The 21,440-nt window shown below is 61.1% G+C and carries 25 protein-coding genes and 1 tRNA gene; 15 read left to right on the top strand and 11 right to left on the bottom strand.

Translation table 11 applies throughout. The features are described 5' to 3' along the window. The first annotated feature begins 10 nt into the window (after nucleotides 1-10). The gene (locus tag P3G66_RS22460; protein WP_003943622.1) at nucleotides 11-328 is read left to right on the top strand and encodes a WhiB family transcriptional regulator; all 318 of its coding nucleotides are present in this window, start codon (nucleotides 11-13) and stop codon (nucleotides 326-328) included. Nucleotides 329-337: 9 nt separating this feature from the next. Here the strand turns inward: P3G66_RS22460 and P3G66_RS22455 are convergent, their stop codons facing one another. Beyond that, complete coding sequence (locus P3G66_RS22455) at nucleotides 338-775, bottom strand: hypothetical protein (protein WP_039972685.1); 438 nt, start codon at nucleotides 773-775, stop codon at nucleotides 338-340. 237 nt (nucleotides 776-1,012) lie between these two features. Here P3G66_RS22455 and P3G66_RS22450 point away from each other — a divergent pair, with 237 nt between their 5' ends. After that, complete coding sequence (locus P3G66_RS22450) at nucleotides 1,013-1,447, top strand: anti-sigma factor (protein WP_003943620.1); 435 nt, start codon at nucleotides 1,013-1,015, stop codon at nucleotides 1,445-1,447. Between the two features lie 59 nt (nucleotides 1,448-1,506). Then, entirely contained in the window at nucleotides 1,507-2,226 is a 720-nt protein-coding gene (locus tag P3G66_RS22445; protein ID WP_276117163.1) for a SigB/SigF/SigG family RNA polymerase sigma factor, read from the top strand. 16 nt (nucleotides 2,227-2,242) lie between these two features. On the opposite strand, the gene P3G66_RS22440 is transcribed toward P3G66_RS22445, so the two are convergent. After that, entirely contained in the window at nucleotides 2,243-2,491 is a 249-nt protein-coding gene (locus P3G66_RS22440; protein ID WP_003943680.1) for a hypothetical protein, read from the bottom strand. 330 nt (nucleotides 2,492-2,821) lie between these two features. Here P3G66_RS22440 and P3G66_RS22435 point away from each other — a divergent pair, with 330 nt between their 5' ends. The 3 genes from P3G66_RS22435 (at nucleotide 2,822) to P3G66_RS22425 (ending at nucleotide 4,843) form a co-directional block, all read left to right on the top strand. Then, on the top strand, nucleotides 2,822-3,259 hold the full coding sequence (locus tag P3G66_RS22435) for an STAS domain-containing protein (protein WP_042452313.1): 438 nt from the start codon (nucleotides 2,822-2,824) through the stop codon (nucleotides 3,257-3,259). An 86-nt stretch (nucleotides 3,260-3,345) separates the two neighbouring features. Further along, nucleotides 3,346-4,323, top strand: coding sequence for a YhjD/YihY/BrkB family envelope integrity protein (locus P3G66_RS22430; RefSeq protein WP_003943713.1), 978 nt, complete (start codon nucleotides 3,346-3,348; stop codon nucleotides 4,321-4,323). A gap of 316 nt (nucleotides 4,324-4,639) precedes the next feature. Beyond that, the gene (locus P3G66_RS22425) at nucleotides 4,640-4,843 is read left to right on the top strand and encodes a cold-shock protein (RefSeq protein ID WP_003943666.1); all 204 of its coding nucleotides are present in this window, start codon (nucleotides 4,640-4,642) and stop codon (nucleotides 4,841-4,843) included. Between the two features lie 128 nt (nucleotides 4,844-4,971). Here P3G66_RS22425 and P3G66_RS22420 read toward each other — a convergent pair whose 3' ends face one another. Continuing rightward, nucleotides 4,972-5,211, bottom strand: coding sequence for a CDGSH iron-sulfur domain-containing protein (locus P3G66_RS22420; protein WP_003943717.1), 240 nt, complete (start codon nucleotides 5,209-5,211; stop codon nucleotides 4,972-4,974). Between P3G66_RS22420 and P3G66_RS22415 the strand changes: the two genes are divergently transcribed. Next, nucleotides 5,212-6,261 (top strand): iron-containing redox enzyme family protein, encoded by a 1,050-nt coding sequence (locus tag P3G66_RS22415; protein ID WP_042452317.1) that lies wholly within the window; start codon nucleotides 5,212-5,214, stop codon nucleotides 6,259-6,261. It abuts the gene before it with no gap. On the opposite strand, the gene P3G66_RS22410 is transcribed toward P3G66_RS22415, so the two are convergent. Then, nucleotides 6,218-6,916 carry a HemK2/MTQ2 family protein methyltransferase gene (locus P3G66_RS22410; RefSeq protein ID WP_042452318.1) on the bottom strand — a complete coding sequence of 233 codons (699 nt, stop codon included), beginning with the start codon at nucleotides 6,914-6,916 and terminating at the stop codon, nucleotides 6,218-6,220. The two genes, P3G66_RS22415 and P3G66_RS22410, sit on opposite strands and share 44 nt — an antisense overlap. Before the next feature lie 109 nt (nucleotides 6,917-7,025). Here P3G66_RS22410 and P3G66_RS22405 point away from each other — a divergent pair, with 109 nt between their 5' ends. The 5 genes from P3G66_RS22405 (at nucleotide 7,026) to P3G66_RS22385 (ending at nucleotide 11,029) form a co-directional block, all read left to right on the top strand. Then, the gene (locus P3G66_RS22405; RefSeq protein WP_003943624.1) at nucleotides 7,026-7,793 is read left to right on the top strand and encodes a GAF and ANTAR domain-containing protein; all 768 of its coding nucleotides are present in this window, start codon (nucleotides 7,026-7,028) and stop codon (nucleotides 7,791-7,793) included. A 233-nt stretch (nucleotides 7,794-8,026) separates the two neighbouring features. Next, the gene (locus P3G66_RS22400) at nucleotides 8,027-8,731 is read left to right on the top strand and encodes a glycosyltransferase (protein ID WP_042452319.1); all 705 of its coding nucleotides are present in this window, start codon (nucleotides 8,027-8,029) and stop codon (nucleotides 8,729-8,731) included. Next, nucleotides 8,728-9,666, top strand: coding sequence for an acyl-CoA dehydrogenase (locus tag P3G66_RS22395; protein ID WP_047269036.1), 939 nt, complete (start codon nucleotides 8,728-8,730; stop codon nucleotides 9,664-9,666). The genes P3G66_RS22400 and P3G66_RS22395 overlap by 4 nt, the downstream gene beginning before the upstream one ends. Continuing rightward, entirely contained in the window at nucleotides 9,660-10,418 is a 759-nt protein-coding gene (locus P3G66_RS22390; protein ID WP_003943643.1) for a PIG-L deacetylase family protein, read from the top strand. The genes P3G66_RS22395 and P3G66_RS22390 overlap by 7 nt, the downstream gene beginning before the upstream one ends. Continuing rightward, a complete protein-coding gene (locus tag P3G66_RS22385) occupies nucleotides 10,415-11,029 on the top strand; it encodes an SAM-dependent methyltransferase (protein WP_042926398.1) in 615 nt (204 codons plus the stop codon). The genes P3G66_RS22390 and P3G66_RS22385 overlap by 4 nt, the downstream gene beginning before the upstream one ends. 52 nt (nucleotides 11,030-11,081) lie before the next feature. On the opposite strand, the gene tatA is transcribed toward P3G66_RS22385, so the two are convergent. The 3 genes from tatA to P3G66_RS22370 are packed head-to-tail and all read right to left on the bottom strand — an operon-like array spanning nucleotide 11,082 to nucleotide 13,549. Then, a complete protein-coding gene (gene tatA, locus P3G66_RS22380; RefSeq protein ID WP_003943732.1) occupies nucleotides 11,082-11,258 on the bottom strand; it encodes a Sec-independent protein translocase subunit TatA in 177 nt (58 codons plus the stop codon). Further along, on the bottom strand, nucleotides 11,258-11,929 hold the full coding sequence (locus tag P3G66_RS22375; protein WP_047269035.1) for a Rid family hydrolase: 672 nt from the start codon (nucleotides 11,927-11,929) through the stop codon (nucleotides 11,258-11,260). The genes tatA and P3G66_RS22375 overlap by 1 nt, the downstream gene beginning before the upstream one ends. A 39-nt stretch (nucleotides 11,930-11,968) precedes the next feature. Next, on the bottom strand, nucleotides 11,969-13,549 hold the full coding sequence (locus P3G66_RS22370; RefSeq protein ID WP_007726538.1) for an FAD-dependent oxidoreductase: 1,581 nt from the start codon (nucleotides 13,547-13,549) through the stop codon (nucleotides 11,969-11,971). Between the two features lie 238 nt (nucleotides 13,550-13,787). On the opposite strand from P3G66_RS22370, the gene P3G66_RS22365 reads away from it, so the two are divergent. Beyond that, nucleotides 13,788-15,299: an APC family permease gene (locus P3G66_RS22365; protein ID WP_276117117.1), complete on the top strand. Its 1,512-nt coding sequence runs from the start codon at nucleotides 13,788-13,790 to the stop codon at nucleotides 15,297-15,299. Beyond that, nucleotides 15,299-16,051: an IclR family transcriptional regulator C-terminal domain-containing protein gene (locus tag P3G66_RS22360; RefSeq protein WP_003943724.1), complete on the top strand. Its 753-nt coding sequence runs from the start codon at nucleotides 15,299-15,301 to the stop codon at nucleotides 16,049-16,051. The genes P3G66_RS22365 and P3G66_RS22360 overlap by 1 nt, the downstream gene beginning before the upstream one ends. A 3-nt stretch (nucleotides 16,052-16,054) precedes the next feature. On the opposite strand, the gene P3G66_RS22355 is transcribed toward P3G66_RS22360, so the two are convergent. From P3G66_RS22355 to dcd, 4 genes are all read right to left on the bottom strand, one after another. Then, complete coding sequence (locus P3G66_RS22355) at nucleotides 16,055-17,578, bottom strand: hypothetical protein (protein ID WP_064114320.1); 1,524 nt, start codon at nucleotides 17,576-17,578, stop codon at nucleotides 16,055-16,057. 30 nt (nucleotides 17,579-17,608) lie between these two features. Beyond that, the gene (locus P3G66_RS22350) at nucleotides 17,609-17,815 is read right to left on the bottom strand and encodes a hypothetical protein (protein ID WP_007726530.1); all 207 of its coding nucleotides are present in this window, start codon (nucleotides 17,813-17,815) and stop codon (nucleotides 17,609-17,611) included. A 91-nt stretch (nucleotides 17,816-17,906) separates the two neighbouring features. Further along, entirely contained in the window at nucleotides 17,907-18,191 is a 285-nt protein-coding gene (locus P3G66_RS22345) for a hypothetical protein (protein WP_003943682.1), read from the bottom strand. A 25-nt stretch (nucleotides 18,192-18,216) separates the two neighbouring features. After that, nucleotides 18,217-18,786 (bottom strand): dCTP deaminase, encoded by a 570-nt coding sequence (gene dcd / locus P3G66_RS22340; protein ID WP_003943702.1) that lies wholly within the window; start codon nucleotides 18,784-18,786, stop codon nucleotides 18,217-18,219. Between the two features lie 305 nt (nucleotides 18,787-19,091). Here dcd and P3G66_RS22335 point away from each other — a divergent pair. Next, nucleotides 19,092-19,165: transfer RNA gene (locus P3G66_RS22335), tRNA-Gly, on the top strand. Nucleotides 19,166-21,440: the final 2,275 nt, after the last annotated feature.

Here is a 21,440-nt window from a genome sequence, read left to right as displayed (position 1 = left end):
GGGAACGTCCATGTTCATGCGCTCCTACACATCTCCCAGGCCCCTTGCCGACGAGTGGGATTGGCAACTGTCCGGCACCTGCCGCGACACCGACCCCGCTCTGTTCTACGACGACACGAACGAGCGCGGCTCCAGGCGAGCGAAGCGCGAGAGTTCGGCGAAGCTGGTGTGCGCCAGATGCCCTGTCGTGCAGAGATGCCTGGTGCACGCCATCCAGACCGGGGAACCCCACGGAATCTGGGGCGGCATGACGGCGACCGAGCGAGAATCGTTGCGCAAAGCTCGAACTGAACCACTGATCAGTGCCGCGACGAGCTCACGAGAGTAGATAGGAACCTCAGGGCCTGGCCTCGTGGTGCCGCAAACCGTGCGTGCGGCGTCGCTCCTTCATCTCGGCTTCGAAGAGGTGCGGCACTCCGCCTGCCAGCTTGTCGCGCACCACTTTCTCGCATTCACGAAAAAACGACCAGTAGTTCTCGTCGAACTCTTCGACCAACTGGAAAGTCCAGCGCCCCTCGACCACGTTCCGGCCCATCAACTCGCCCTCGACCTGATCGGCCAGGTCGTCGTTGCCGCTGGATCGCAGTAGCTCGACGACCTCGTCGAGCATCAGATCGGCATGCCCTATCAGCTGATGGAAGTCGTACAGAGCACCGCGTGCCCGTTCCACCGTTTCAAGGGCGTTCGACAGCACTCCTGCCGCCTTCACCTCGTCATCAGTGACACCTTCCGGTCGTATGTGTACGGGGATCTGTCTGTCCGAATGGGTGTCCATGAAGCGGCTGTACCCGAACGACGCGAAAATGAAAGATGAGGATTCGGTACGTCCGCACCACAGGTGATGTGTCTCACAATTCATCCTCTAGTTCGGGTAAAGAGGGTTAGTTCGCCGGGCGAAGGGTAATCCAAGGCCATGAATACTTCCGGGGTAGAGATGGCTGGCACGCACGGCCGGTACCGGTCCTTGCCTCGGTCCGCCGGAATTACGCCACATCTACCTACAGGAAGCCCCTTGATCCCTCTGTCGAGTCCGACCGAAACCGAACTAACTCACGACTCCATCGCCTCGCTCCGCGTCCGCGCGTCGTACTCTCAACTTCCCACTCTGCGCGGAATCACCCGAACGGTTGCCAACAACACCGGACTCGATGTCGACGGAACAGCCGACCTTGCTCTGGCGATGGACGAAGTCGCGAGCATCCTCATCGGCCACGCGATACCGTCCAGCGACTTGACCTGCCGATTCGACACCGTCGGCCGCACACTTCGGACTGTCGTGTCCGTGATCGCGCACTCCGAGATACCCGACAAGTCGCACAGCTTCGGATGGTTCGTTCTCGAAGCGCTGGTCGATTCCGTCCGCTTGGAACAGTCGGAAATCGACGCGGACGGTCACATCACCCTGACGATGACGCTTGAAAAGGGCTTGCCCCAGGAGCGTGCGTGACCGCTGTCCCACCGGACAAGAAGGACCAGTACGAAACAGCTGTCGAACTGTTCGTCTCGATGGCCTCGCTTCCGCCGAATGATCCCAGCCGAGAAAAAATAACCACCTCGATCATCGAACTGTGCCTACCCCTGGCCACACACGTCGCTCGCCGATACCAGGGGCGTGGCCAGCCTTTCGAGGACTTGGAGCAAGTTGCTCGCATCGGGCTCATACAGGCCGTGCAGCGATTCGACGTCGACAAAGGATCGGATTTCCTCTCGTTCGCCGTCCCGACCGTCATGGGTGAGGTTCGCAAGCATTTTCGCGATCACGGCTGGTCCGTGCGAGTGCCTCGTAGCCTTCAGGAACGGCACCTTGCCCTCAACCGGGCGCTCACGACTTTGTCCCAGACGCTCGGCCGTGCACCGACAGTCGCGGAACTCGCCAAGGAACTCGACATCGAACCGGACGAGGTCGAACAAGGTTTGACCGCCGGTAATTCGTACCGAACCACACCGCTCGACACCGCTTCCGCCGGCGACGGGAGTGGTCTGACTCTGATAGACACTTTGGGACAGTACGACGAAGCGATCAGTCGGATCGACAATCACGAAACCCTGCGGCCCGCGCTCCTGGCACTACCGGAGCGCGAGCGCACGATCGTCGTTCTCAGATTCTTCGGCCATCTCACCCAATCCCAGATTGCCGAAAAGGTCGGCATCTCTCAGATGCATGTATCCAGAATCCTCACTCAGTCACTGAAGCAGCTACGCACCGAGATGGGTGAAATCTTCTGAAGGTACGTCTCGAGGATCAGATGTATTCCTGTGCAAGACGTTCCAGCTCGTCTCGATCGATGAGACCGGGCTGGCCGATGTCGAGGGCCTCGAGATACTTGTTGGCGAGGCGGTAATCGTGCCCCCACCGGCCGTGCTCGCCGTCCTGCTCGGTGCGCTGCACACTGGAACCGGGCGGAACCTCGTCCCGCAAACCGTTGGTCTCCGCGCCGATCAGTGTGTCGAGCTTGGTCGAGATGGCCGTGAGTGCATCGCGGTCGTTCATCTGATTCCCTTCGTCCGGTGACGCTGATCTTCCACCATACCGAAGCGTCGAGCCAAAAACATTGCACCGCTTAATATTCGACCTCTCACCTGGACCGATTCACGCCCTCGAGCTACACTGAACCGTACCGAGGTTGAGAATACAGCCGGGGTTGAAGCCACTGGCGCTCGGTTCGCATCAAGGCTCTGGATCAGGTGAGTATTTCCTGCGCACATCTGTACTGTTCATTTCCATTGAGCTCTAAAGCTTTCCACGCCTGGACGCATTCACTTTCCGCGCCGCCAGATCGGTCGTCAGCCTTTCGATGAAAGCACACAGACCGGATCTGCCATGAATCTGAATGAACTCGACCACACACCGATCGATTCCATCGATCCCTCAACACAATTGGGGCCGATCGTGGAAACGCATGGTTTCGCGGCCTGGCGGATAGCGCCCTCGACAGTCCTGATCCGGGTCGACGTCGACCTCGACAAACTCTCCGCCCCAGAACTACGAGAACTTCTCAACTCGTACGCTGCGGAGTGGCCTCGCGTCATTCTGGACTTGTCCAACTCACTGTTCGTCGGTGCGGTCTGCCTCGAACTGTTCGCCGAGCTGAACTCCCGTTCGCGAGCCAACGACTTCCAGTGGGCCGCGATCGGGTCACACCCGCTTCGACGCTTGCTTCGCGCGGCGCGGGCGGAAGAGGAATTCCCGGTCACCAACTCTGTCGAGGGAGCAATGCGCGCGCTCGACGAAGCAGAGAAGTCACTCGAAGCCTCCTGACGCCACGGCTGCCCCGGCGTCGAGCGCCGGGCGCTCGCAGCGACTAAGGTTCGTCGGGCTGTCCGACGAGCTGAGAGAGACCGAGAATGACAATCGCCAAGCGCCTCGATGCCTTGCAACAGAAGCATCCGGCCCTGGGGTTCCCGATAGCGGTCCTCTACAAGTTCCTCGACGATCAAGGTGTTTATCTAGCCGCGCTGATCGCTTACTACGGCTTCGTCTCGCTCTTTCCTCTTCTTCTGTTGCTCTCGACCATTCTCGGCTTCGTGCTGTCGGGCAACCCTGAGCTTCAGCAACAGATCTTGGACTCCGCGCTGCATCAGTTTCCGGTGATCGGTGACGACCTGGGCAATGCGCAACAGATCGGCGGCGGTGTCACGGGTCTGGTGATCGGAATCGTCGGTGGTCTCTACGGTGGCCTCGGTGTCGCTCTGGCTTGCCAGAACGCGATGAACACGGTGTGGTCGGTGCCCCGAAACATGCGACCGGATCCCATCCGCGGGCGTCTCCAAGGGCTACTACTCCTCGGCACGATCGGTCTCGCGATCTTGGGGACCACCGCTGTCTCCAACATCGGCGGTGCGCTTCATCTGGGCGGTTCGTTCAGCTTCCTGCTGACCCTTGCGGTAGTCGTCTTGAATGCGGGCATCTTCATCGTCGCTTTCCGGCTCACCTGCGCCCGCCCGCTCTCGGTAGCCGATGTGGCACCTGGAGCGATCGCCGCTGCTGTTCTCTGGCAAGCACTTCAGTCCTTCGGTGCCCTCTATGTGACCTCTGTGGTGCGGGGTGCCTCTACCACCAATGGCGTCTTTGCCATCGTTCTGGGTTTGTTGGCCTTCTTGTTCCTCGCTGCAGCCTCGATCGTCATGTGTGCGGAAATCAACGTCGTGCGAGTCGACAAACTCCATCCGCGGGCGTTGTTGGCTCCGTTCACCGACAACACCGAACTCATCGAAGGCGATCGGCGCACCTTCGCCGATCAAGCAAAAGCACAACGCGCGGTTCCCCACGAGAACATCCATGTGACGTTCGACGGGCACACCAAACCCGACGATTCGGACTGATCTCGACCCCGATCGAGTTGGGTATTTGGTCCCCTCCTCGGTATCGGGGTGGCATTCTGCGCCGCGAATCCAGATTTAACACAGGTGTTGTCATTTCGCGCTGCATCGAAGGGACGAATACATCACAGCAGGTGAACGCGCATAGTTGAACAATCACCTGCTTGCGACGTGGTCCCGGAACGGGACAAAGCCGTCAAATACTGCAACTCGCCATGCATGTAATTGGAGACAGAAAAAGAAGAGCATGGCAGGATCAGGTGTGAGACCGGACTCTCGATGGGAGGGCTCGGCTCGATGGATCCAGGAGAATTTGGTTATGGCTCAGGGCAGTGTCAAGTGGTTCAACGGTGAAAAGGGCTTCGGATTCATCGAGCAGGAAGGTGGCGGACCGGATGTGTTCGTTCACTACTCGGAGATCCAGGGCAGCGGCTACAAGTCCCTCGACGAGGGCCAGAAGGTCGAGTTCGAGATCGGACAGGGCCAGAAGGGCCCCCAGGCTCAGAACGTTCGCGCCATCTGAGTTCGATCCCAGTCTGACTTCAGACTGAAAAGGCTGGACGCTGCACCGCATGGTGCCGGCATCCAGCCTTTTCTTGGTTTCCGGATCGTCTTGGTTCACGGGTCGGGCTTGTTCCGAATTGGCACCGGTTACGTCGCTCTCGCCCGCTTCTTCTTGTGGGAGCTGTCGCAGAACGGCGCGATGCCGGTCCGCCCACATCGACACAATGCAACCGTAGAGCGCTTGTTCTCTATCGGGGTTCCGTCGTCACGGAGCAACTCGAAGTCACCACGCACCAGCAGCGGGCCGTCCGTGCAGGCGGTTATGGTGGTGTTGTTACCGGGAACACTCGGTGTTTCGGCAGATGACGATTCGGGAAACGCGGTCATATGTCCTCTTCAGTTCTCGATTCGGCCACTGGCGTGCCCACTTCCATGCCTGTTCCACAGGCCCGCGGCCCACTGAGCGCCACTCTCGTTTCCATTCTGCGCTCCTCGGCCGATCCGAGGGAGATTACGGCTGCCGCTGACGCGTACGAGGATGCACAGTCCACCGACCTCACCTACGACATTCTTCGTGACGACGACGCTCAGCTGACCCTGACGCTCCTCTACGAGCTTCATTTGCAGGGAATCGAGAACGTCTCGGACAAATGGGAATGGAATCCGGACCTGCTCGCGGTGCGGTCTCGGCTCGAAGAGCGTTTCGAGTCCGCCATCGCGCAACTCGTGGGGACAGTGGAGTCGTCTGGCGACGTCGTGGCCGACCTCTGGTCGATGACCGCCCCCAGTGCAGGCCCCGGTCTTGCGTCCTTCATGGCGAAGGATGCAACGATCGATCAGTTCTCGGAGGTGCTGATTCACCGTTCGCTCAATCAGCTCCGCGAGGCGGATGTGCACACCCTCGGAATTTCGCGCCTCTCCGGTGCCGTCAAGGCCGCCCTCGTCGAAGTGCAGAGCGACGAGTACGGAGGCGGCCGCGCAGAGCGAATGCATTCGCGTCTTTTTGCCGACACCATGCGGGCTGTAGGTCTTTCGGACCGCTACGGCCACTACATCGATTCTGTTCCCGCGGTAACGTTGGCGTCGTTGAATGCTCTCTCGCTCTTCGGTTTTCATCGCCGCCATCTCGGAACGCTGGTCGGGCACCTGTGCGCTGTCGAGACCACGTCTGCGCTGCCGAGCAAACGATACAGCGCAGGACTGCGCCGACTCGGATTCGGTTCGGACGCGACACTGTTCTACGACGAGCACGTGGAAGCGGATTCCGTTCACGAACAGATCGCCGTTCGGGAACTTGCCGGCGGTCTCGCCTCTTCGCAGCCGCACCGCACTGATGACATCTTGTTCGGCGCCGCAGCGTGCCTGGCGTTCGACGATCTTCTCGGCGATCACCTCACATCGAGTTGGGAGAAGGGCAAGACTTCGTTGCGCGAATGATCACGAGTTGTTCGATTTCCTGACCGGTGGTGATCAACCCTCGTGCCTCGAGCATGGTGCGCCTCTCGCGCATCACGGGCCCGAAGGGAACGTACTTCCGGGCTGAAATCTCTACGGCCATACCGTGTTCTTCGAGTATCGCCTCGGTCTTGTCGACCCCACACAGCACCGATTGCAAGAGAAGCAGTGTGCCGCCCGGGACGAGCACCTCGTGAACGGTGGCTGCGATCCTGTCGATGAGGGCGCGTCCGTCCTTGCCTGCGTCCCAAGCACGTTCGATTCCAGCGGTAGGGAGATCATCTGCAAGAGCAGGGACGTACGGCGGGTTGGAGATCACCAGATCGAAGAGTTCGCCGTGCACCGCCTCGGTGAGGTCGCCACGACGGGAGTCGATCGAGGTTCCGTTGAGGATCCCGTTGAGACGAGCATTGGCACACGCTCGGCGAGATATGTCGACCCCGACGACGTGGCCTGCGCCTGCCGCGGATGCCGCGACAGCGAGGGCGCCGGTCCCCGTGCACAGATCCAGCACCCGACTGCGAGCGGTGAGGCGCTCGAACAGCAGCGCATCCGCCAGTAACGACGTGTCGTGTTGCGGTGGATACACACCAGGTAAACGCAGGATCATCATCGGCTCCTCTTTTTCAGGCGACATCGCACATCGCTGCGTGCGGCTACCCAGGAACCTCGGATTTCATGCAACATCGAAGCAAAGACCGCCTGGAACGGTTACATCGCCGCAATTTGCGGAGTAGACCTGAATCATGACAGGCAATGCGGACACCCCACAGGGAGCCGCGGCGTTTGCTTCCGCAGCAGATTCGCTCGACACCCTCGCCGAAGCGATTGCCGGACTCCGGTCCACTCTGAACACGGACGCGCATCTCGACTCCATGCTCCAACGTCTGGCCGAGACGGCGGTCAAAGCGCTGCCGGATGCCGATGCTGTCAGCGTGACGGTGCTGTCCGCCGATGGCCCACGAACTGCTGCATCTACCGCGGACTACCTTTCCGCGATAGACGATGCCCAGCATTCCGCCGATCGTGGTCCGTGCGTTGACGCCGCGCGCACCATGTCGTCGGTTCGGTCGAAGGTGGGTGATCACGACGACAAATGGCCGGAATTCACCGCCGAGGCCCGGAAACAAGGTGTCCGGTCCTACTTGTCCGTGCCGCTCACCATGGGCGAAGGAAGCACCGAACTTCTCGGCGCGTTCAACGTCTACGGATTCGCCTCGACAGAGTTCAAGCCCTTCGACGAAGAGTTGATGAAATTGTTCACCGCCGGTGCGGGCGCGGCGATCGCAGATTCACGACGCTGGCGTCAGGCACACGAGCACATCGAACAGTTGCACTGCGCCATGGAATCTCGTGCCGAGATCGAACAAGCCAAGGGCGTGCTGATCGCCATCCACGGCATCGACGCCGACGAAGCATTCAGCCGGCTCGTTCAGCAATCGCAGCACACCAACGTGAAACTGCACGAGGTGGCCCGGATGCTCGTCGATTCGGTGCGCCACCGCCGGTTCTGAAGATTCTTCGGTGCAAAACCCCGTTTTGCACCCGAAAGCACAGTCGCAAAACCCCGTCTTGTACCCCGCCGGCACATCTCTCAAACGTATCCAGAGATGTTTCACCGAAACAGTTTTCGACCTGCACGGCTGCTGGCGGTCGCGCGGCGGCACCCGTCCGAAATGTGGTTATCTGTTGAGAACCGGGACGAAAGAAGACCCGACCGTACCAGGGTGAGGAAAGGATCGTCACTGTGCCAATCGACCAGGTTCTTGTCGTAGTTCCCGCCCACAACGAAGCCGAAGACCTCCCCAATTGCCTTCGTGCACTCGCAACAGCGGCGTCGGCTTGCGTTGTCCCCGTCCGAGTGGTTGCCGTCCTCGACAACTGTTCGGACGGAACCGCGGGGGTCATCCCCGACGGGGTGGAAGTACTCCGCGTCGAGCATCAGAACGTCGGCCGTTCGCGAGCGACGGGTTTCTCTGCGTTCGGCTCGGATTTGGGGGCCTCAGCGTGGTTCGCCACGACCGATGCCGATTCGGTGGTCGGCCCCACCTGGATTGCGCGCCAATTGGAGTATGCGCGTACTGCGGACGTCGTCGCGGGCACCGTTCGCATCGCAGACTGGGAAGGCCATCCGCACTCCGTTCGCGAACGGTACGAACGTATGTACCACGCACATCCCTATGGTCGACACGGTCACGTCCACGGTGCCAACCTCGGTGTCCGCGCCGATATGTACTGGGACGTCGGAGGATTCTGCGATCTCGAAGAAGACGAGGATGTCGATCTCGTCCGGCGGTTGAGCGAGGCCGGTGCCTGTATCGCGTGGGCAGAGGACATTGCGGTCACCACGTCTGCGCGTCTCGACGGCCGAACTCCGGGCGGCTTTGCCGGACATATCCGTAACCTGGGTGGTACGACCGCCGATAACGAAGAAGCGGAGCTGGCACGATGAAACGACTACACACACTCCTGGACGCAGGTGGACTGTACTTGCCGCTGCCCGGCGGCGGCGCGACGGCCGCACGGTGGACCTCCCTGGCAGAGCTCACACGGGAGAATGTGGTTCTCGGCCGGATGGCTGAGGCTCACACCGATGCCGTCGCGATACTCACCGAACTCGACGGACCGGATCCCGAACCCGGGCAGCTGTGGGGAGTGTGGGCGGCCGAGCCACCCCAACCTGTGGTGAATGCGTCTGAGCACGTGGGGATCTGGACGCTCACCGGTCGCAAGTTGTGGTGTTCCGGCGCCAACACCTGCACGCATGCACTGATCACCGCCTTGGTCGACGGTGTCCCCTCCCTCTTCGCGGTCGAGCTCGGACTACCTGGGGTGCATCCCGTTCCCGATTCGTGGAAGGCCGTCGGTATGGCCGAAAGCGACTCCAGCGCGGTCGACTTCGACATGGTTCCGGCCATACCGGTCGGGACGGCAGGCGACTACCTGAGCCGCCCGGGGTTCTGGCACGGCGCGATCGGCGTGGCTGCATGCTGGTACGGCGGCGCCTGCGGCGTCGCTGATCCGTTGTACGACAAGGCTGCAAGCAGCGAAGACCCCTACGTACTCGCACACCTCGGTGCGGTCGATGCAGCGCTCGCCGCAGCGCGCAACGCGCTCGCAGTCGCGGCGGCCGAGATCGATGCGGATCCCTTCGACGAAAATGCCGAGGCCATGCATCGGGCACTCCGTGTGCGCGCAATTGTCGAGCGCGCCGCTACCGAGACCCTGGATCGGGTGGGACGCGCTCTCGGCGCCGCACCGCTCTGCATGGACGCCGCGCACGCCGCACGGGTAGCCGATCTCACCGTCTACTTGCGGCAGAGTCACGCCGAGAAGGATCTCGCCGAGCTGGGCCGGATTGCAGCCAAGGGGAAACGGCCGTGGTGAACTCGAAACTGTTCGCGCAGAAACCTGTCGACGACGGCGGTACTCCCGAATCGACATGGCGGGAGTGGGGAAGAAGTTTTCCGGAACTGGATCTCACCGGATGCTCACGATTGATCATCGTCGCTCCCCATCCCGACGACGAAATACTCGGTCTGGGCGGAACCGCTCTTCTGGCAATACTTTCCGGCATCAGTGTTCAGGTCGTATCTGTCACCGACGGCGGAGCTTCGCATCCCGATTCACCGACCGTGACTCAGCCCGAGATGGAACGCCGTCGACGGTCCGAGTCGGATCGGGCAGCGCGTGTCCTCGGAATTCCCACACCGGTTCGATTGAGCATCCCGGACGGAAAGATCGGCGAGAACCGACAGGAGTTGACCGACCGCCTCAGCTCGATTCTCGGTGATTCCTCGGCGGATACCTGGTGCGCCTCCACGTGGCGCGGGGACGGCCACCCGGACCACGAAGCCACCGGAGACGCGGCGGCGAGGGCGTGCGCGGACACTGGATCGCGATTGATCGAGTATCCCATCTGGGCGTGGCATTGGGCCGCGCCGGATCATGCGGCAGTCCCGTGGGAAAGAGCACGAAAGGTGACCTTGCCCTCCGACGTTCAGGCTGCGAAATCTGCTGCCACCAATGAGTTCACTTCACAGATCGCTCCGCTTTCCGATCATCCCGCGGATGCACCCATCCTCCCCCGCCACGCGATGGAACGATTACTGAGGCCGTACGAGACGGTGTTCGTATGAGCGATCGTGAACTCCCCGCGGATTACTTCGCCAAGATGTATGCCGCACAGTCCGACCCATGGGATTTCGAATCCCGCTGGTACGAGCAGCGGAAGTACGCACTCAGTGTCGCTATGCTCCCGAAACCTCGATACCGTCGCGCATTCGAACCGGGGTGCTCGATCGGGGTTCTCACCGAGAAGTTGTCCGAGCGCTGCGACAGCGTTCTCGCCACCGACATCGTCCCGACCGCACTCGAGAGCGCTCGAGCGAGGCTTACCGGACATGACTCCGAATTTCGGCTCTGGGCGTTGGGTGACGACTGGTCCGACGAAACCTTCGACCTCGTCGTCATCAGCGAAGTCGGCTACTACCTGACCTTCGAAAAGCTCATCGAGGCAATGCTGCAGGTCGTCGAGCATCTCGAGCCTGGCGGAACGCTGCTGTGCGCCCATTGGCGTCACGTCGTACCGGAGTACCCGCAAAACGGTGACGCCGTTCATTCGGCTGTGCGCCAGACGCCGGGGTTGGCGCAGTTCGCGTCGTACCAGGACGAGGACGTGCTGATCGATGTCTTCGTGAAGGGTCCGCCGTCACCACCGTCGGTAGCTCGTTCCGAAGGTCTGATCTAGTAGACCTGTGCGCGGTTGAGGAGTGTGGGGACTCCTCGACCGCGCACGGGGGTCAGTCTCGCTGCTCCAACGCGAGGTCCGTATCCGACTGCAGTTCACCGACTTCGGACTTCAGGATCCGCATCGACCTGCCGAGGCCCCGGGCCGCGTCGGGCAGCTTCTTCGAACCGAACAGCACCACGAGCACTACTGCGACGATCGCCCAGTGAGTCGGGCTGAGCGCGCCCATCAGGCGGGTTCCTTGCCGTCGGGGTACACCGCATCGACCTCTACCTCGACGAGCCAACCGGCAACGGGCAGTCCGGCAACCTCGAGGGCGAAGCGGGTGGGCCGGGCGCTGTTTCGCTCGATCGGAGCGATCGGCTCGGCCGTGCCCATCGGCACCAACTCGGTGTCACCCGTGTCGAGATTGGTGTTGGCGAAGAACTGCCGGTACGCGCGATTCCATCCGGTGTAGTCGGCCTTGTCCGATCCCGGCGCGTTGTCGAGGAAGACGCGCATCGTCACGACGTCTTCGAGACTCAATCCCTGAGCTTCGAGGTTGTCGCGGATCTTCTTGAGTACATTGATGCCCTGCGCCTCGGTGACGGTGACACCGGTCGGCAGAACACCGCCGGAGAACTGACCGTCGATGTACGACTCCGGCGAACCTTCCGGCGCCGCCTTGTTTCCTGCCGACGGACCGATGCCGCTGGTCTTGTAGATTGCGGTGTCGCCGCCGATCGCGACGCCCTGAGCGATCATCGGGTTTGCCTGCCCCGCTTCGAGAATCGATTTCGAGACGAACGAACTCGATGTGGTCTCGGCGTCCGCCTCGTCAGACGAGCAGGCAGTGGCGAAGCCCAGTAGCGTAGTGGCGGCGAATGCCGCTGCAAGGACCTTGGTTCTGCGAGATTTCATGATGTGACCTCCAGAGAAAGTGATGGAAAACGAAGCACGTCAGGCAGTTTGCGCAACACGCTGATGCAGGTGGGTCACGACGTCCTGCGCGGACGTGAAGGCCCCGTGCTGCCAGGCGATGGCATTGGAGAGGTGATCGCCGGCGAAGTAGATCCGGTCGACGGGTTCGAGCAGCTTGGTGTACTCGGGAGTTGCCATGCCGCCGTGGGAATCTCCCGCGCCGGCCCATGATGCCCAGGCGGATTCCGAATACTTGGTGCGACGCCAGCTTCCGGAGAAGGACGACGAGATGTCGCGAGTGTATTTGTCGCCGTGGATTTCTGCGCCTTCGGCGATGGCCTTGGCCAGCCGCTGACGGTGGGTGAGCGATTCGAAAGCCTGTTGACGCTTACCCGAGCTGTAGTACGCGACGACGACGCCGCGGTCGGAGTTGTAGTGGTCGTAGGGGAACATGATCTGGGAGATGTCGCGGTCGGTGTTGGACGCGCCGCCGTAGATGCGGTCCTCGGTCTCCCACCACCGACGCGAGTATTCGATACCGAGCTTGCCCGACGACGACGGCTTGGCTGCATCCAACGCGAGCAGGATGTCGGAGGGCAGGTTGTTGTTCAGCCGCTTGATCAGGTGCGGTGGGATCGTGCAGATTGCGTAGTCGGCGGTGATCGACTTGGATTTGCCGTCGACGACGTAGTCGACGGTGACGCCTTCCGGCACGTTCTTCATGCCGCTGACTTCGGCGCCGAACTCGATGTTGTCCATCCCGATCGCGTCCTGGAACTTGTAGTAGATCCGGTCCATGCCGCCGACGGGGGTCATCATCGTCATGGCCTGGTCGTAACCGAACTCGAAGGAGAATGCACGCCCGATGCCGCCCTGGATGACATCGCTCATCCCGAATGGTTCGATCTCGGTTCCGAAGTTGAGGCCGGCGCCCGGCTCCGCGGAGTGCCCTCGACGCGAGGATCCGACGTAGCGGCCGTCACTGGAGAGATCACCGAAGTCGGTGAGGAAGGACGAGAGTGCTTCTTTGTCTTCCTTGCTCAAGACCTGGTCGAGAGCGCCCTGATTGGTGGCCTTCTGCAGCAGCTCGGACATGTATCCGTAGGTGTCGGCTTTGGCTGCTCGGTAGGTTATCGACTGATTCGCCAGCGGCTTGTTGCCGGTGTAGTTGACGAAGGTGTTCGCGTTCTGGTTTCCGAACATCTGCAGTTCGACGCCCAGTTCACGGCAGTAGTCGATGGTGTTGTGATTTTGCGGAATACGCGTCGCACCGAGGTTGTAGAAGTGCCCCTCGGAGAACGAACAGGTCTGTGTCTCACCGTTCAGGTCGGTTTCTTCGGTGCCGTTGCGGATCGACCACACCCGACCACCCGGGCGGTTGCGTGCTTCGAGGACGGTGACCTTGTATCCGGCCTTCTGCAGTTCGTAGGCGGAGCACAGCCCGGACGGTCCGCCGCCGAGGATCACGACGGAGTGATTTCCCTTGACCTTTCCGATCAGGTCACCCGCAGCAGGTGCCTGAAATCGCCTCGGCGTCGACGCCACTGCCGGCGCCAGGCCGATGGACGACATAGCACCGAGTGCCAGGCCGGCGCCGCCGGTGATTCCCAGGCTGCGCATGAAAGATCTACGTGTGTATGGCATTCGAGCTCCCCAGTGTGCTCCCGGTGACCCGGGTGGTTGGTGTTGAACACAGACTTCAGGAGCGTTGGGTCCGGAACTTGACGCGCAGGAAACAGTCGGTGGGGACCGAGTGAGAAACGTGCGAGCGTTCGCATCTTGCTCTCTCACCCGAGTGCGATCAGCGGAAGCATGCCCGCAATATCGGCGTTACAGAACCGGACTAGCGTGACGCGACATGTCCGCTCTAACCGAAGCCATCGCGCGGTCCTTCACCACGCGCGAGAAGCAGCCCCCGGCGCGATCACCGCTGCGGGCGTTGGGCCGTCGGCAACTCTCGGGCGCCGAAGTGCTGGCCCAGTCGGTGGCAACCACTGCCCCTGCTGTGTCGATGGTCGTTCTGCCCGTCACCATGCTGACACACGGCCGATTGTTGAGCGGGATGATCACCATCATCGCGGCCACCGTGCTGGTGACGCTCATAGCCTTCTGCGTTTCGCAGTTCACTCGCCGAATGGCTGCGTCGGGCGGATTGCACAGCTTCGTCTTTCGTGGCCTGGGCACCCGGGCAGCATTGACCACCGGCATCGCCATGCTGGTCAAGTACGTCGGCAGCGCGGTGATGACGCTCTATCACGGCGGACAGGCCGCAATCGCATTGCTCGGCTTCGCGGGTGTGCACGTGGACAAGACTTTTCACGTCATCGCGCTCTATCTGGGGATAGCCTTGCTGATTCTCGGCGCTCTCGTGCGAAGTGTCAGATTTGCCGCGCTCGCGATCCTCGTCGTCGAAAGCTGTTCACTTCTGTTCATCGTCGGGCTCATGATCCTGGGCGGTTCCGGAAGTCAACAAGCACAGATCGTTCCACCCACCTCCGGCCACGGGTTGTTACTCACCGCCCTGGCTGCCGTGTTCGCTCTCGCCGGATTCGAGAGCGCGGCCTTCTTCGGCCCCGAGGCCCGTCGCCCGCTGGTAACCGTCACCCGCACAGTCCTTCTCACTCCGATCATCTGTGGATCGCTCTTCATCTTCGCGGGCTGGGCCGCTTGGTCCGGGCGCAGTGACACCCTCGTCAACGCCTATCTCCACGGAACGGCGACGGGCGTGAGCCCCGGTGTCGTGATCGCGCTCAACGTCGGTCTGGGGTGCTCGTGGCTGGCGTCCTCGATGGCGTCATCCAATGCTGCGTCACGCCTGGTCTATTCGTTCGGTGTCGAGCGCCTACTCCCCCGCCGGTTCGCCTCGGTTCACAGTGCCTTCCGTACGCCCTACTTCGCATTGACTACCGTGGTCTGCACCGTCCTGCTGGGCGGCGGAACCTTTGCCGTTCTCGGGCGCGGAGAAATCTTCGACGACGTTCGACTGACTGTTCGCGGCGCCGTCATCGTGGCCTATGCACTGGCGGCTATCGCATCCGTTGTCTTCCTGACACGGATCGGCGAGCACACTTCCGGCGTTCTCGCGGCCGCGTCGTGTGGCAGTGGTGCCGGAGCGATAGTCCTCGGTTACCTGGTTTATGCCAACACGATCGACCACGCGTACGTTGCACCGATCGCCGTGCTCGTGATCCTGACTTCGGGCACACTCTGGCAGTTCTACCTGCGACGCCGAAGCCCCAAAAGTCTGCTGCACGTCGGCGCTTTCGACAGTCCCGAAACCGAGGACGTACTACCAGGAGCTGGGGTGTTCGCCACCGACGCAGCCGGAAACATCGTGCTGGTGGGCGAGCCGACTGCCGGCGCCCGCTGATGGTGGGCCGACCACGCGACCTCGGTGGGCACGAACCCCGAGCGGTTCAGCGCGCCCTTGCCCTCCTCGAGTCGGCGGCCAGGCTCGGATCGGGAGCCACCGCCAAGGACATTGCCGCCCTGGCCGACATCCCACCTGCCACTGCGTATCGGTTACTCAACATCCTTGTCGCCGACGGTTACCTGGTTCGGATCGCCGACCTCTCCGGCTTCGCACTAGGCCGACGCACCCGTGAATTAGCCGGGGCTGCCGCCGAACCCACACCCATCGACAATTCGGTGCTCCTCGAAGAACTCCGCGAGCAGCTACGGTTCGGCGTCTACCTCGCGTCGTTTGCAGAAAACAGAATTCGGCTCGTCGATCGCGATCCCGACCACGAACTCAGTGGTGAACGGACACTGGTCACAGCCGTTCACGCGTCGGCTATCGGGAAGCTGCTCCTCGCCAACCGACCCGAATTGGCCGAGGCCCCACTGCGAAAGGTCACCGCACACACCATCACCGACGGCGACCAGTTGGAACTCGAACTCTCGCGGATCCGGCGCGGTGAGGCCGCCCGTGAGGTCGACGAGATTCGTGTCGGACGCTCCGCCGTCGCCGTCCCGATCCACGACGCGGAAAGGTGTGTCGTCGGTGCCTTGGCTGTGATAGGTCCGACCGGCAGACTTTCCGTCGACGACGTAGACCTGGTCGTGCTGTTGCGGGAGTACGCGGAACGCATCGTTGCACCGACGATGTCGAAGGCAAGCTGAAAATCAGAGGCCGAACACACGTTTGGCAAAGCCGAGATGCTCGTCAGCCCAGCCGATGACGCCGAGCGTGGAATCGAGATTCTGCGGCGGAGTGCGCACCAAGGTGTCGCGTCGGACGAGTCGGTCGAAATCGACCTGAGCGCGGTCGAACTGGACCCCGGCCGTGACCATGATGTTCGCCAGTTCTTGCGCCATCACCCCGTACGCGACTGTCGTGGGATGAACGCCGTCGAGCGAGAAGAGGCCGCCCGATGCGCGGCCGCCGCGACCGTCGGCGGAGAGGAACAGCGAGTCCGGCACGGGTTGCAAGTCGGTCAGTGCTTTGGGGAGGGGGTACGGCGTCCACCATGACGGCCGCGCATTGACGTCGGTGACGTAGCGCCGTGAGGCCACGCGCTCGAGCAACCCGGCAATATCGCAGAGGTACCAGTCCTTCCCCACCCGACGGGCATTCGCGACGGCTTGCTCGATTCCGTCGTTGTACATGTCGATTGCGCTGTCGACGGCCCATGCCTGCGCGCCGGTGATGTGTTGATCGCGTTGTGGGTCGAAGTCTGTGTCGCGCACCCACGGTCGCGCGTAGTACGGGAAATAGCGGGATCCGATTTCGATCTTGCCGCCGAGCCCGTGGGCGATCGGTGCGATGGTCACGTGTGGGACGGTGCAGAGGATGACGTGCTGGGCGTTGATCTTGCGGATCGCGGCCAGCACCTCGGCGTACTCCGACGCGAAGTGCTCGGGCTGCCACACCGTGTATTCGCGCTTGCCGTCCGGGTCACGGAAGTTGTTGCCGCTCCACTCGACTCGGAGTTCGGTGACGGTGCGGAGCGCATTGTTGGCCCCGAGAAAGACGATCAGAGTTTCGATGCCTTCCTTGCCCAGTTCCGCTGCTGCGTCGAACGCGGTCATACGCTTCTCGGCGTCGGAGCCTCGCGGCAGAACCCGCAGTGCGGCGCGCTCACCGTTGTTCTCGACGATCTGGCTGATCAAATCGTCGTGCGGTTGGTGAAGAGCATCCTCGCAGCCCTGCGCCGTCTTGGTCAGAGCGTCACGAAGATCCCACCCGTACACCGAGAGGTTGTGGTTGATTGCCGAGAACGTCGGCGCCTCACTGCCCGGTCCGCGTTCCCAGTAGTCCTCCACCTGATCCATGAACGCACGTGCAGCAAAGAGTGCGAGCGGAACCTCCCAGAGGTCGAGCCGTGGGCCGAAGCGCTCCTCGAGGGTGCGGAGCAACAGTTCGATGTTGAGCGGAAGCCCGCCCGGGCCGCCGTAACGGGGAAAGCGGAACTGGTCGAGCCGGCCCAGCTGGTGAGCAATGATCGCCGGATACGACAGATCGGTATTGAAGATCGCCCCGCTCTGGAATCCCTGCGACAGCGAATCGCCGATGACCACCAACCGGTGGGGAGCATCTCCCCCTGGCGGAACTACCGGAATCCCCACTGTGGGATCGAACTGCGGAACCCTTGGTCCGCCGGCGGCCGCGGCCACGACGTCGTCGGGAGTATCGGATGGAAGTTCCATGCCCACTCACCTCCGGAAAAGTCCAGCTGGTCAGCTGATCAGTGGTGGCTTACGTCGATCGGCATTGTCCTGCTCCGATTGCTTCTCGATCGACCTGACAACCTCGTCGGCCCACTGTTGATTTCGCCCGTCGAATTCCGCGCGGTCCCGACGCGCGATACCCCGCCCCACCAGGATGGCAATCGGAATGGAACACACGACCCATACGAGTAGTACGCCTCCGACAATCCACCACATAACCAGTAATTGTGCCCGATTCGACGACTGTTGTGCTCCAGGTCGAAACATCTGTCCGAATCGTGGCGGTCAATCCAGGTGAGCGCGCAGGTCAGAAACGATCTGCGTCGACGGTTTCACGGGCTTTGCGAACCTGATTCCAACCACGAGCGGCGATGCCGAAGGCAACAAGCGACATCAGATCCGAGACCGTCAGACCGTGTTCTCTGTTCAACGACCACAAGACCTGACCTTCCAGCGGTCCATTGAAGAACAGCCACGCCACCCCTGCACAGGCGGTCGCAACAACACTGGCTTTGGACGGCTTCATCAAACACACGGTGCTGGTCACGAACAACAAGTTCATGAAAACCAGACCGTAGAAAATTCCGATCATCCGACTCCCCCCGAAGTTCGTTCGTTCAGCCGCGGTTGAAGTTCAGGTACGCCTTCGACGGTGTCGGGCCGCGCTGGCCCTGGTATTTGGATCCGGCTTCGGAGCTTCCGTAGGGGAACTCTGCAGCGCTCGAGAGCTTGAGCAGGCAGAGCTGTCCGATCTTCATTCCCGGCCAGAGCGTGATCGGCAGGTTTGCGACGTTGGACAGCTCCAGTGTGATGTGGCCGCTGAAACCCGGGTCGATGAAACCGGCGGTGGAGTGCGTCAAAAGGCCCAGGCGCCCGAGGCTCGACTTACCTTCGAGGCGGCCGGCCAGGTCGTTCGGCAGTGAGCACACTTCGAGAGTCGAACCGAGAACGAACTCGCCGGGATGAAGCACAAACGGCTCGCCCTCTGCCGGTTCGACCAGGCTGGTCAACTCGTCCTGGCGAAGTGCCGGGTCGATGTGCGTGTACCGCGTGTTGTTGAAAACCCGAAACAGACCGTCGAGGCGCACGTCGACGCTCGACGGTTGCACCATAGAGTCGTCAAAAGGGTCGATACCCAGACGTCCAACGGAGATTTCGGCACGGATGTCACGATCGGAGAGCAGCACAGGTAGAGGTTACCGGTTCTGCGGGCAGTGCCGGCCCATCGCCGGGGCGATCACACTGTGGTTACCGAACACGATGCGCGGGTTCTGGACTCCCACGGGAGAGCCCAGCCCCACCTATCTCAAGTTCTCCATCCCGAAAGGTGTTCCTGCGCAAAAATTTTGGGCAAATCATTTACCGAAGGCGCCGACTTCGACACGCCTGTGTTGATCAATGGCGCCCGGGGACACCGCCGCTTGAAAGCTCGTCTGATAATGTTCGGAAAGCACGTTGATCGGCGGTGAAAACACGTCCGGTCGGCTGCGACGCCGATGTAGTTCAATGGTAGAACATCAGCTTCCCAAGCTGAATACGCGGGTTCGATTCCCGTCATCGGCTCCACAGATTCTCCGCAGTTCAGAGCCCTTTTGGGGCAGTCGAACTTCGCTTGTTTGGGACCCAATCCTGTGACAGGTACACGGCAGGTACACAACCCCCTCCATTCAGTGATCAGTCAATGTGAATCCAACGAAAATGGGGGTGCTAGAGGACCGCGTCTCGGAATTCTGCAGTTCATCGATGCAGTCCGACTGGTCGTCCCCCGGCCTGAATCGGTGTCCATTGCGCGCACTGTCAGGAGAGTGCTGTCGACCTCGAAGCCGATGGTCGCCGGTACCTCGGTTCGTTTGCCGTCCATCAGTGATTCGAGCGCGACTACCAACAAATGGGTTTGGAAACTGTCTCCGCTCGGACTCCGCGCAGCTTGTCAGTTGAATATTGCAAAAACGATCTGCCGTAGCGCACCCATACGCCGAGGACCACAACTCACGCACGAATGCAGGTCTTCTCACAATCACAGCTGTGAAAGGACCCAAGTGCGTCAAAAAATCACCTTCGAAAAGCATCAAGTACGTATTCTTCCTCAGTACCGGACAGCGCTGACCGTAAGTCCCAACGCACGCCATCGGTCTGCACATTTAAACCCTCACCAACCTACATCTTGTGCCTGCTCGGATCATCCGTGGATCAACTCATACACTCCGAATCCGGAGAGCCGGATAAAGCTCGAAAAAATACCCCAGTTTCGAGGACCGTCACATTAGCGTCGCGCTACCTTCCCGAAGATCTTTAGAAACCGGCAGACTGGCCCCAATTCGATAGAAGGCCGTAAGTGTCCAGAGTCGAAACCTCATTCCCCGCAAGCATCGCAGCGTCTTCCCTGGTTATGACGTTCGGAACTACGGCTTCTCACGCAACTGCCAAACCGGGCAACTTTGGCGCAGGTGCTTCTGGTGGATCTTGGTTGGTGGACTACAACTCCTCGAATGGCCTCGGATATATCAGGACAGTCACCTCATTCGGTCCAGGCTCGCCGCTTACATTGCAGGTCTCAATTTCGATAGCCGGACATCTGCCCTGTATGCAGTAGCGAATACTGCCGGGCCCTAGACGGAGCGAGGAGGTGAATTCAAATGGATAACGTCCTCTTTGCTATCGTCAACGTGATCGTGGCGATGGCGAACGGTTCCACGATCCCCCTCTCATTAGAAGGCGCAGGGCCACTAACCGCTCCCGACTTGTAGAGAAGATCGGCCGACCGCATGTGGATGACATTTTCAGCTCTGCCTGAAACCTGCATATCAGAAGATGCGTGGATCGTGCGGTGGTCACAAACATAAGCTCCCCTACCTGGCCAGGAAGGGGAGCGTATGTTTGACAGGTCCCAAATAGTCGGTCGAGGCCGCCCCGAATAGGATCAGCAACCGAATGTCACAGCGCCGACTGGTTTGATCACGCGAGTGCGCACCGTGAGCAGAATTCACACAGAGGTCGATTAATGTGCATCTGCTGAATCAGCCTTCTCAGCTCCGTTTGATCGAATACGTCTGCTGGCTCGAGTGCCCTTGCCACGGTGAGGCAAGCTACCGATCTCGGACGCGGGCGGGCGCTGTCTCTTGATGTTGATGTTGACCACGATGGACCTGTACCTAGTTGGCACTGACCAATTTAGGTCGTCGAACAGGTAGCCGGTGGAAGCGCTTCGGTCTTCGGCCCGATCACGAGCGGCCGCTATGTGGTGAGAATCGGTCGGTCTCCTCTTGAAATGTAGTCGGCGAATCGCTCAATTCCTGCTTGTGAGAAGCTTCCTCGGCCTGCGCGTCTAAGTGCGGCTTCGACGAATGGGAGCGGTTTCCTGCGGTATGTGCGGTAGATGCTGTCTAGTACTGGTTGCAGTGCCCGGCGTGCGAGGTCTGCTGTTTCCGGGTCTGAACCCCCGAATTTCACTGTCACATTCGGCATAGATACCCCTGCTGGTCGAGTGTCCGATTCCCTGGCCGGAAGCGTACGTATCGGGATTGCAAATCAGTACAGAAACACCAAAACGGGGCGCTAAGTCCCTACTTGCGGTGGATACGACTCCGTCTTTGGGTTGACGAAAAGGGGCCCGACCGCGGCGTGCGGTCCGGCTTCTGTTCTACGACTGCGGGTTACGCCCCGAAGCCGCGGCTTCTGGTTTCGCCGGCTTCACGTTGGGTGGCGAACTGCCGATGCTGACTGGTGTTTGCGTCAACGCATAGCGAACTCCCATCTACAACGTCCATGCAGAATGACCCCCGCGACATAGTTGCCGTCTTCGATGAGGTGGCCGAATTCATTGAGGCAATAACTACCGGCC

The organism is Rhodococcus sp. C3V, from assembly GCF_029269915.1.
Taxonomy (GTDB): Bacteria; Actinomycetota; Actinomycetes; order Mycobacteriales; family Mycobacteriaceae; genus Rhodococcus_F; species Rhodococcus_F qingshengii.
Note: the sequence above shows the minus strand (reverse complement) of the source record. Positions and strands in the feature narration are given on the sequence as shown.

What these genes read in the sequence shown, in the direction of transcription:
- P3G66_RS22460 (WP_003943622.1), top strand. Translation starts at nt 11, where the DNA reads ATGTTCATGCGCTCCTACACATCTCCCAGGCCCCTTGCCGACGAGTGG.
- P3G66_RS22455 (WP_039972685.1), bottom strand. Translation starts at nt 775, where the DNA reads ATGGACACCCATTCGGACAGACAGATCCCCGTACACATACGACCGGAA.
- P3G66_RS22445 (WP_276117163.1), top strand. Translation starts at nt 1,507, where the DNA reads ATGGCCTCGCTTCCGCCGAATGATCCCAGCCGAGAAAAAATAACCACC.
- P3G66_RS22440 (WP_003943680.1), bottom strand. Translation starts at nt 2,491, where the DNA reads ATGAACGACCGCGATGCACTCACGGCCATCTCGACCAAGCTCGACACA.
- P3G66_RS22435 (WP_042452313.1), top strand. Translation starts at nt 2,822, where the DNA reads ATGAATCTGAATGAACTCGACCACACACCGATCGATTCCATCGATCCC.
- P3G66_RS22430 (WP_003943713.1), top strand. Translation starts at nt 3,346, where the DNA reads ATGACAATCGCCAAGCGCCTCGATGCCTTGCAACAGAAGCATCCGGCC.
- P3G66_RS22425 (WP_003943666.1), top strand. Translation starts at nt 4,640, where the DNA reads ATGGCTCAGGGCAGTGTCAAGTGGTTCAACGGTGAAAAGGGCTTCGGA.
- P3G66_RS22420 (WP_003943717.1), bottom strand. Translation starts at nt 5,211, where the DNA reads ATGACCGCGTTTCCCGAATCGTCATCTGCCGAAACACCGAGTGTTCCC.
- P3G66_RS22415 (WP_042452317.1), top strand. Translation starts at nt 5,212, where the DNA reads ATGTCCTCTTCAGTTCTCGATTCGGCCACTGGCGTGCCCACTTCCATG.
- P3G66_RS22410 (WP_042452318.1), bottom strand. Translation starts at nt 6,916, where the DNA reads ATGTCGCCTGAAAAAGAGGAGCCGATGATGATCCTGCGTTTACCTGGT.
- P3G66_RS22405 (WP_003943624.1), top strand. Translation starts at nt 7,026, where the DNA reads ATGACAGGCAATGCGGACACCCCACAGGGAGCCGCGGCGTTTGCTTCC.
- P3G66_RS22395 (WP_047269036.1), top strand. Translation starts at nt 8,728, where the DNA reads ATGAAACGACTACACACACTCCTGGACGCAGGTGGACTGTACTTGCCG.
- P3G66_RS22385 (WP_042926398.1), top strand. Translation starts at nt 10,415, where the DNA reads ATGAGCGATCGTGAACTCCCCGCGGATTACTTCGCCAAGATGTATGCC.
- tatA (WP_003943732.1), bottom strand. Translation starts at nt 11,258, where the DNA reads ATGGGCGCGCTCAGCCCGACTCACTGGGCGATCGTCGCAGTAGTGCTC.
- P3G66_RS22375 (WP_047269035.1), bottom strand. Translation starts at nt 11,929, where the DNA reads ATGAAATCTCGCAGAACCAAGGTCCTTGCAGCGGCATTCGCCGCCACT.
- P3G66_RS22370 (WP_007726538.1), bottom strand. Translation starts at nt 13,549, where the DNA reads ATGCGCAGCCTGGGAATCACCGGCGGCGCCGGCCTGGCACTCGGTGCT.
- P3G66_RS22365 (WP_276117117.1), top strand. Translation starts at nt 13,788, where the DNA reads ATGTCCGCTCTAACCGAAGCCATCGCGCGGTCCTTCACCACGCGCGAG.
- P3G66_RS22360 (WP_003943724.1), top strand. Translation starts at nt 15,299, where the DNA reads ATGGTGGGCCGACCACGCGACCTCGGTGGGCACGAACCCCGAGCGGTT.
- P3G66_RS22355 (WP_064114320.1), bottom strand. Translation starts at nt 17,578, where the DNA reads ATGGAACTTCCATCCGATACTCCCGACGACGTCGTGGCCGCGGCCGCC.
- P3G66_RS22350 (WP_007726530.1), bottom strand. Translation starts at nt 17,815, where the DNA reads ATGTGGTGGATTGTCGGAGGCGTACTACTCGTATGGGTCGTGTGTTCC.
- P3G66_RS22345 (WP_003943682.1), bottom strand. Translation starts at nt 18,191, where the DNA reads ATGATCGGAATTTTCTACGGTCTGGTTTTCATGAACTTGTTGTTCGTG.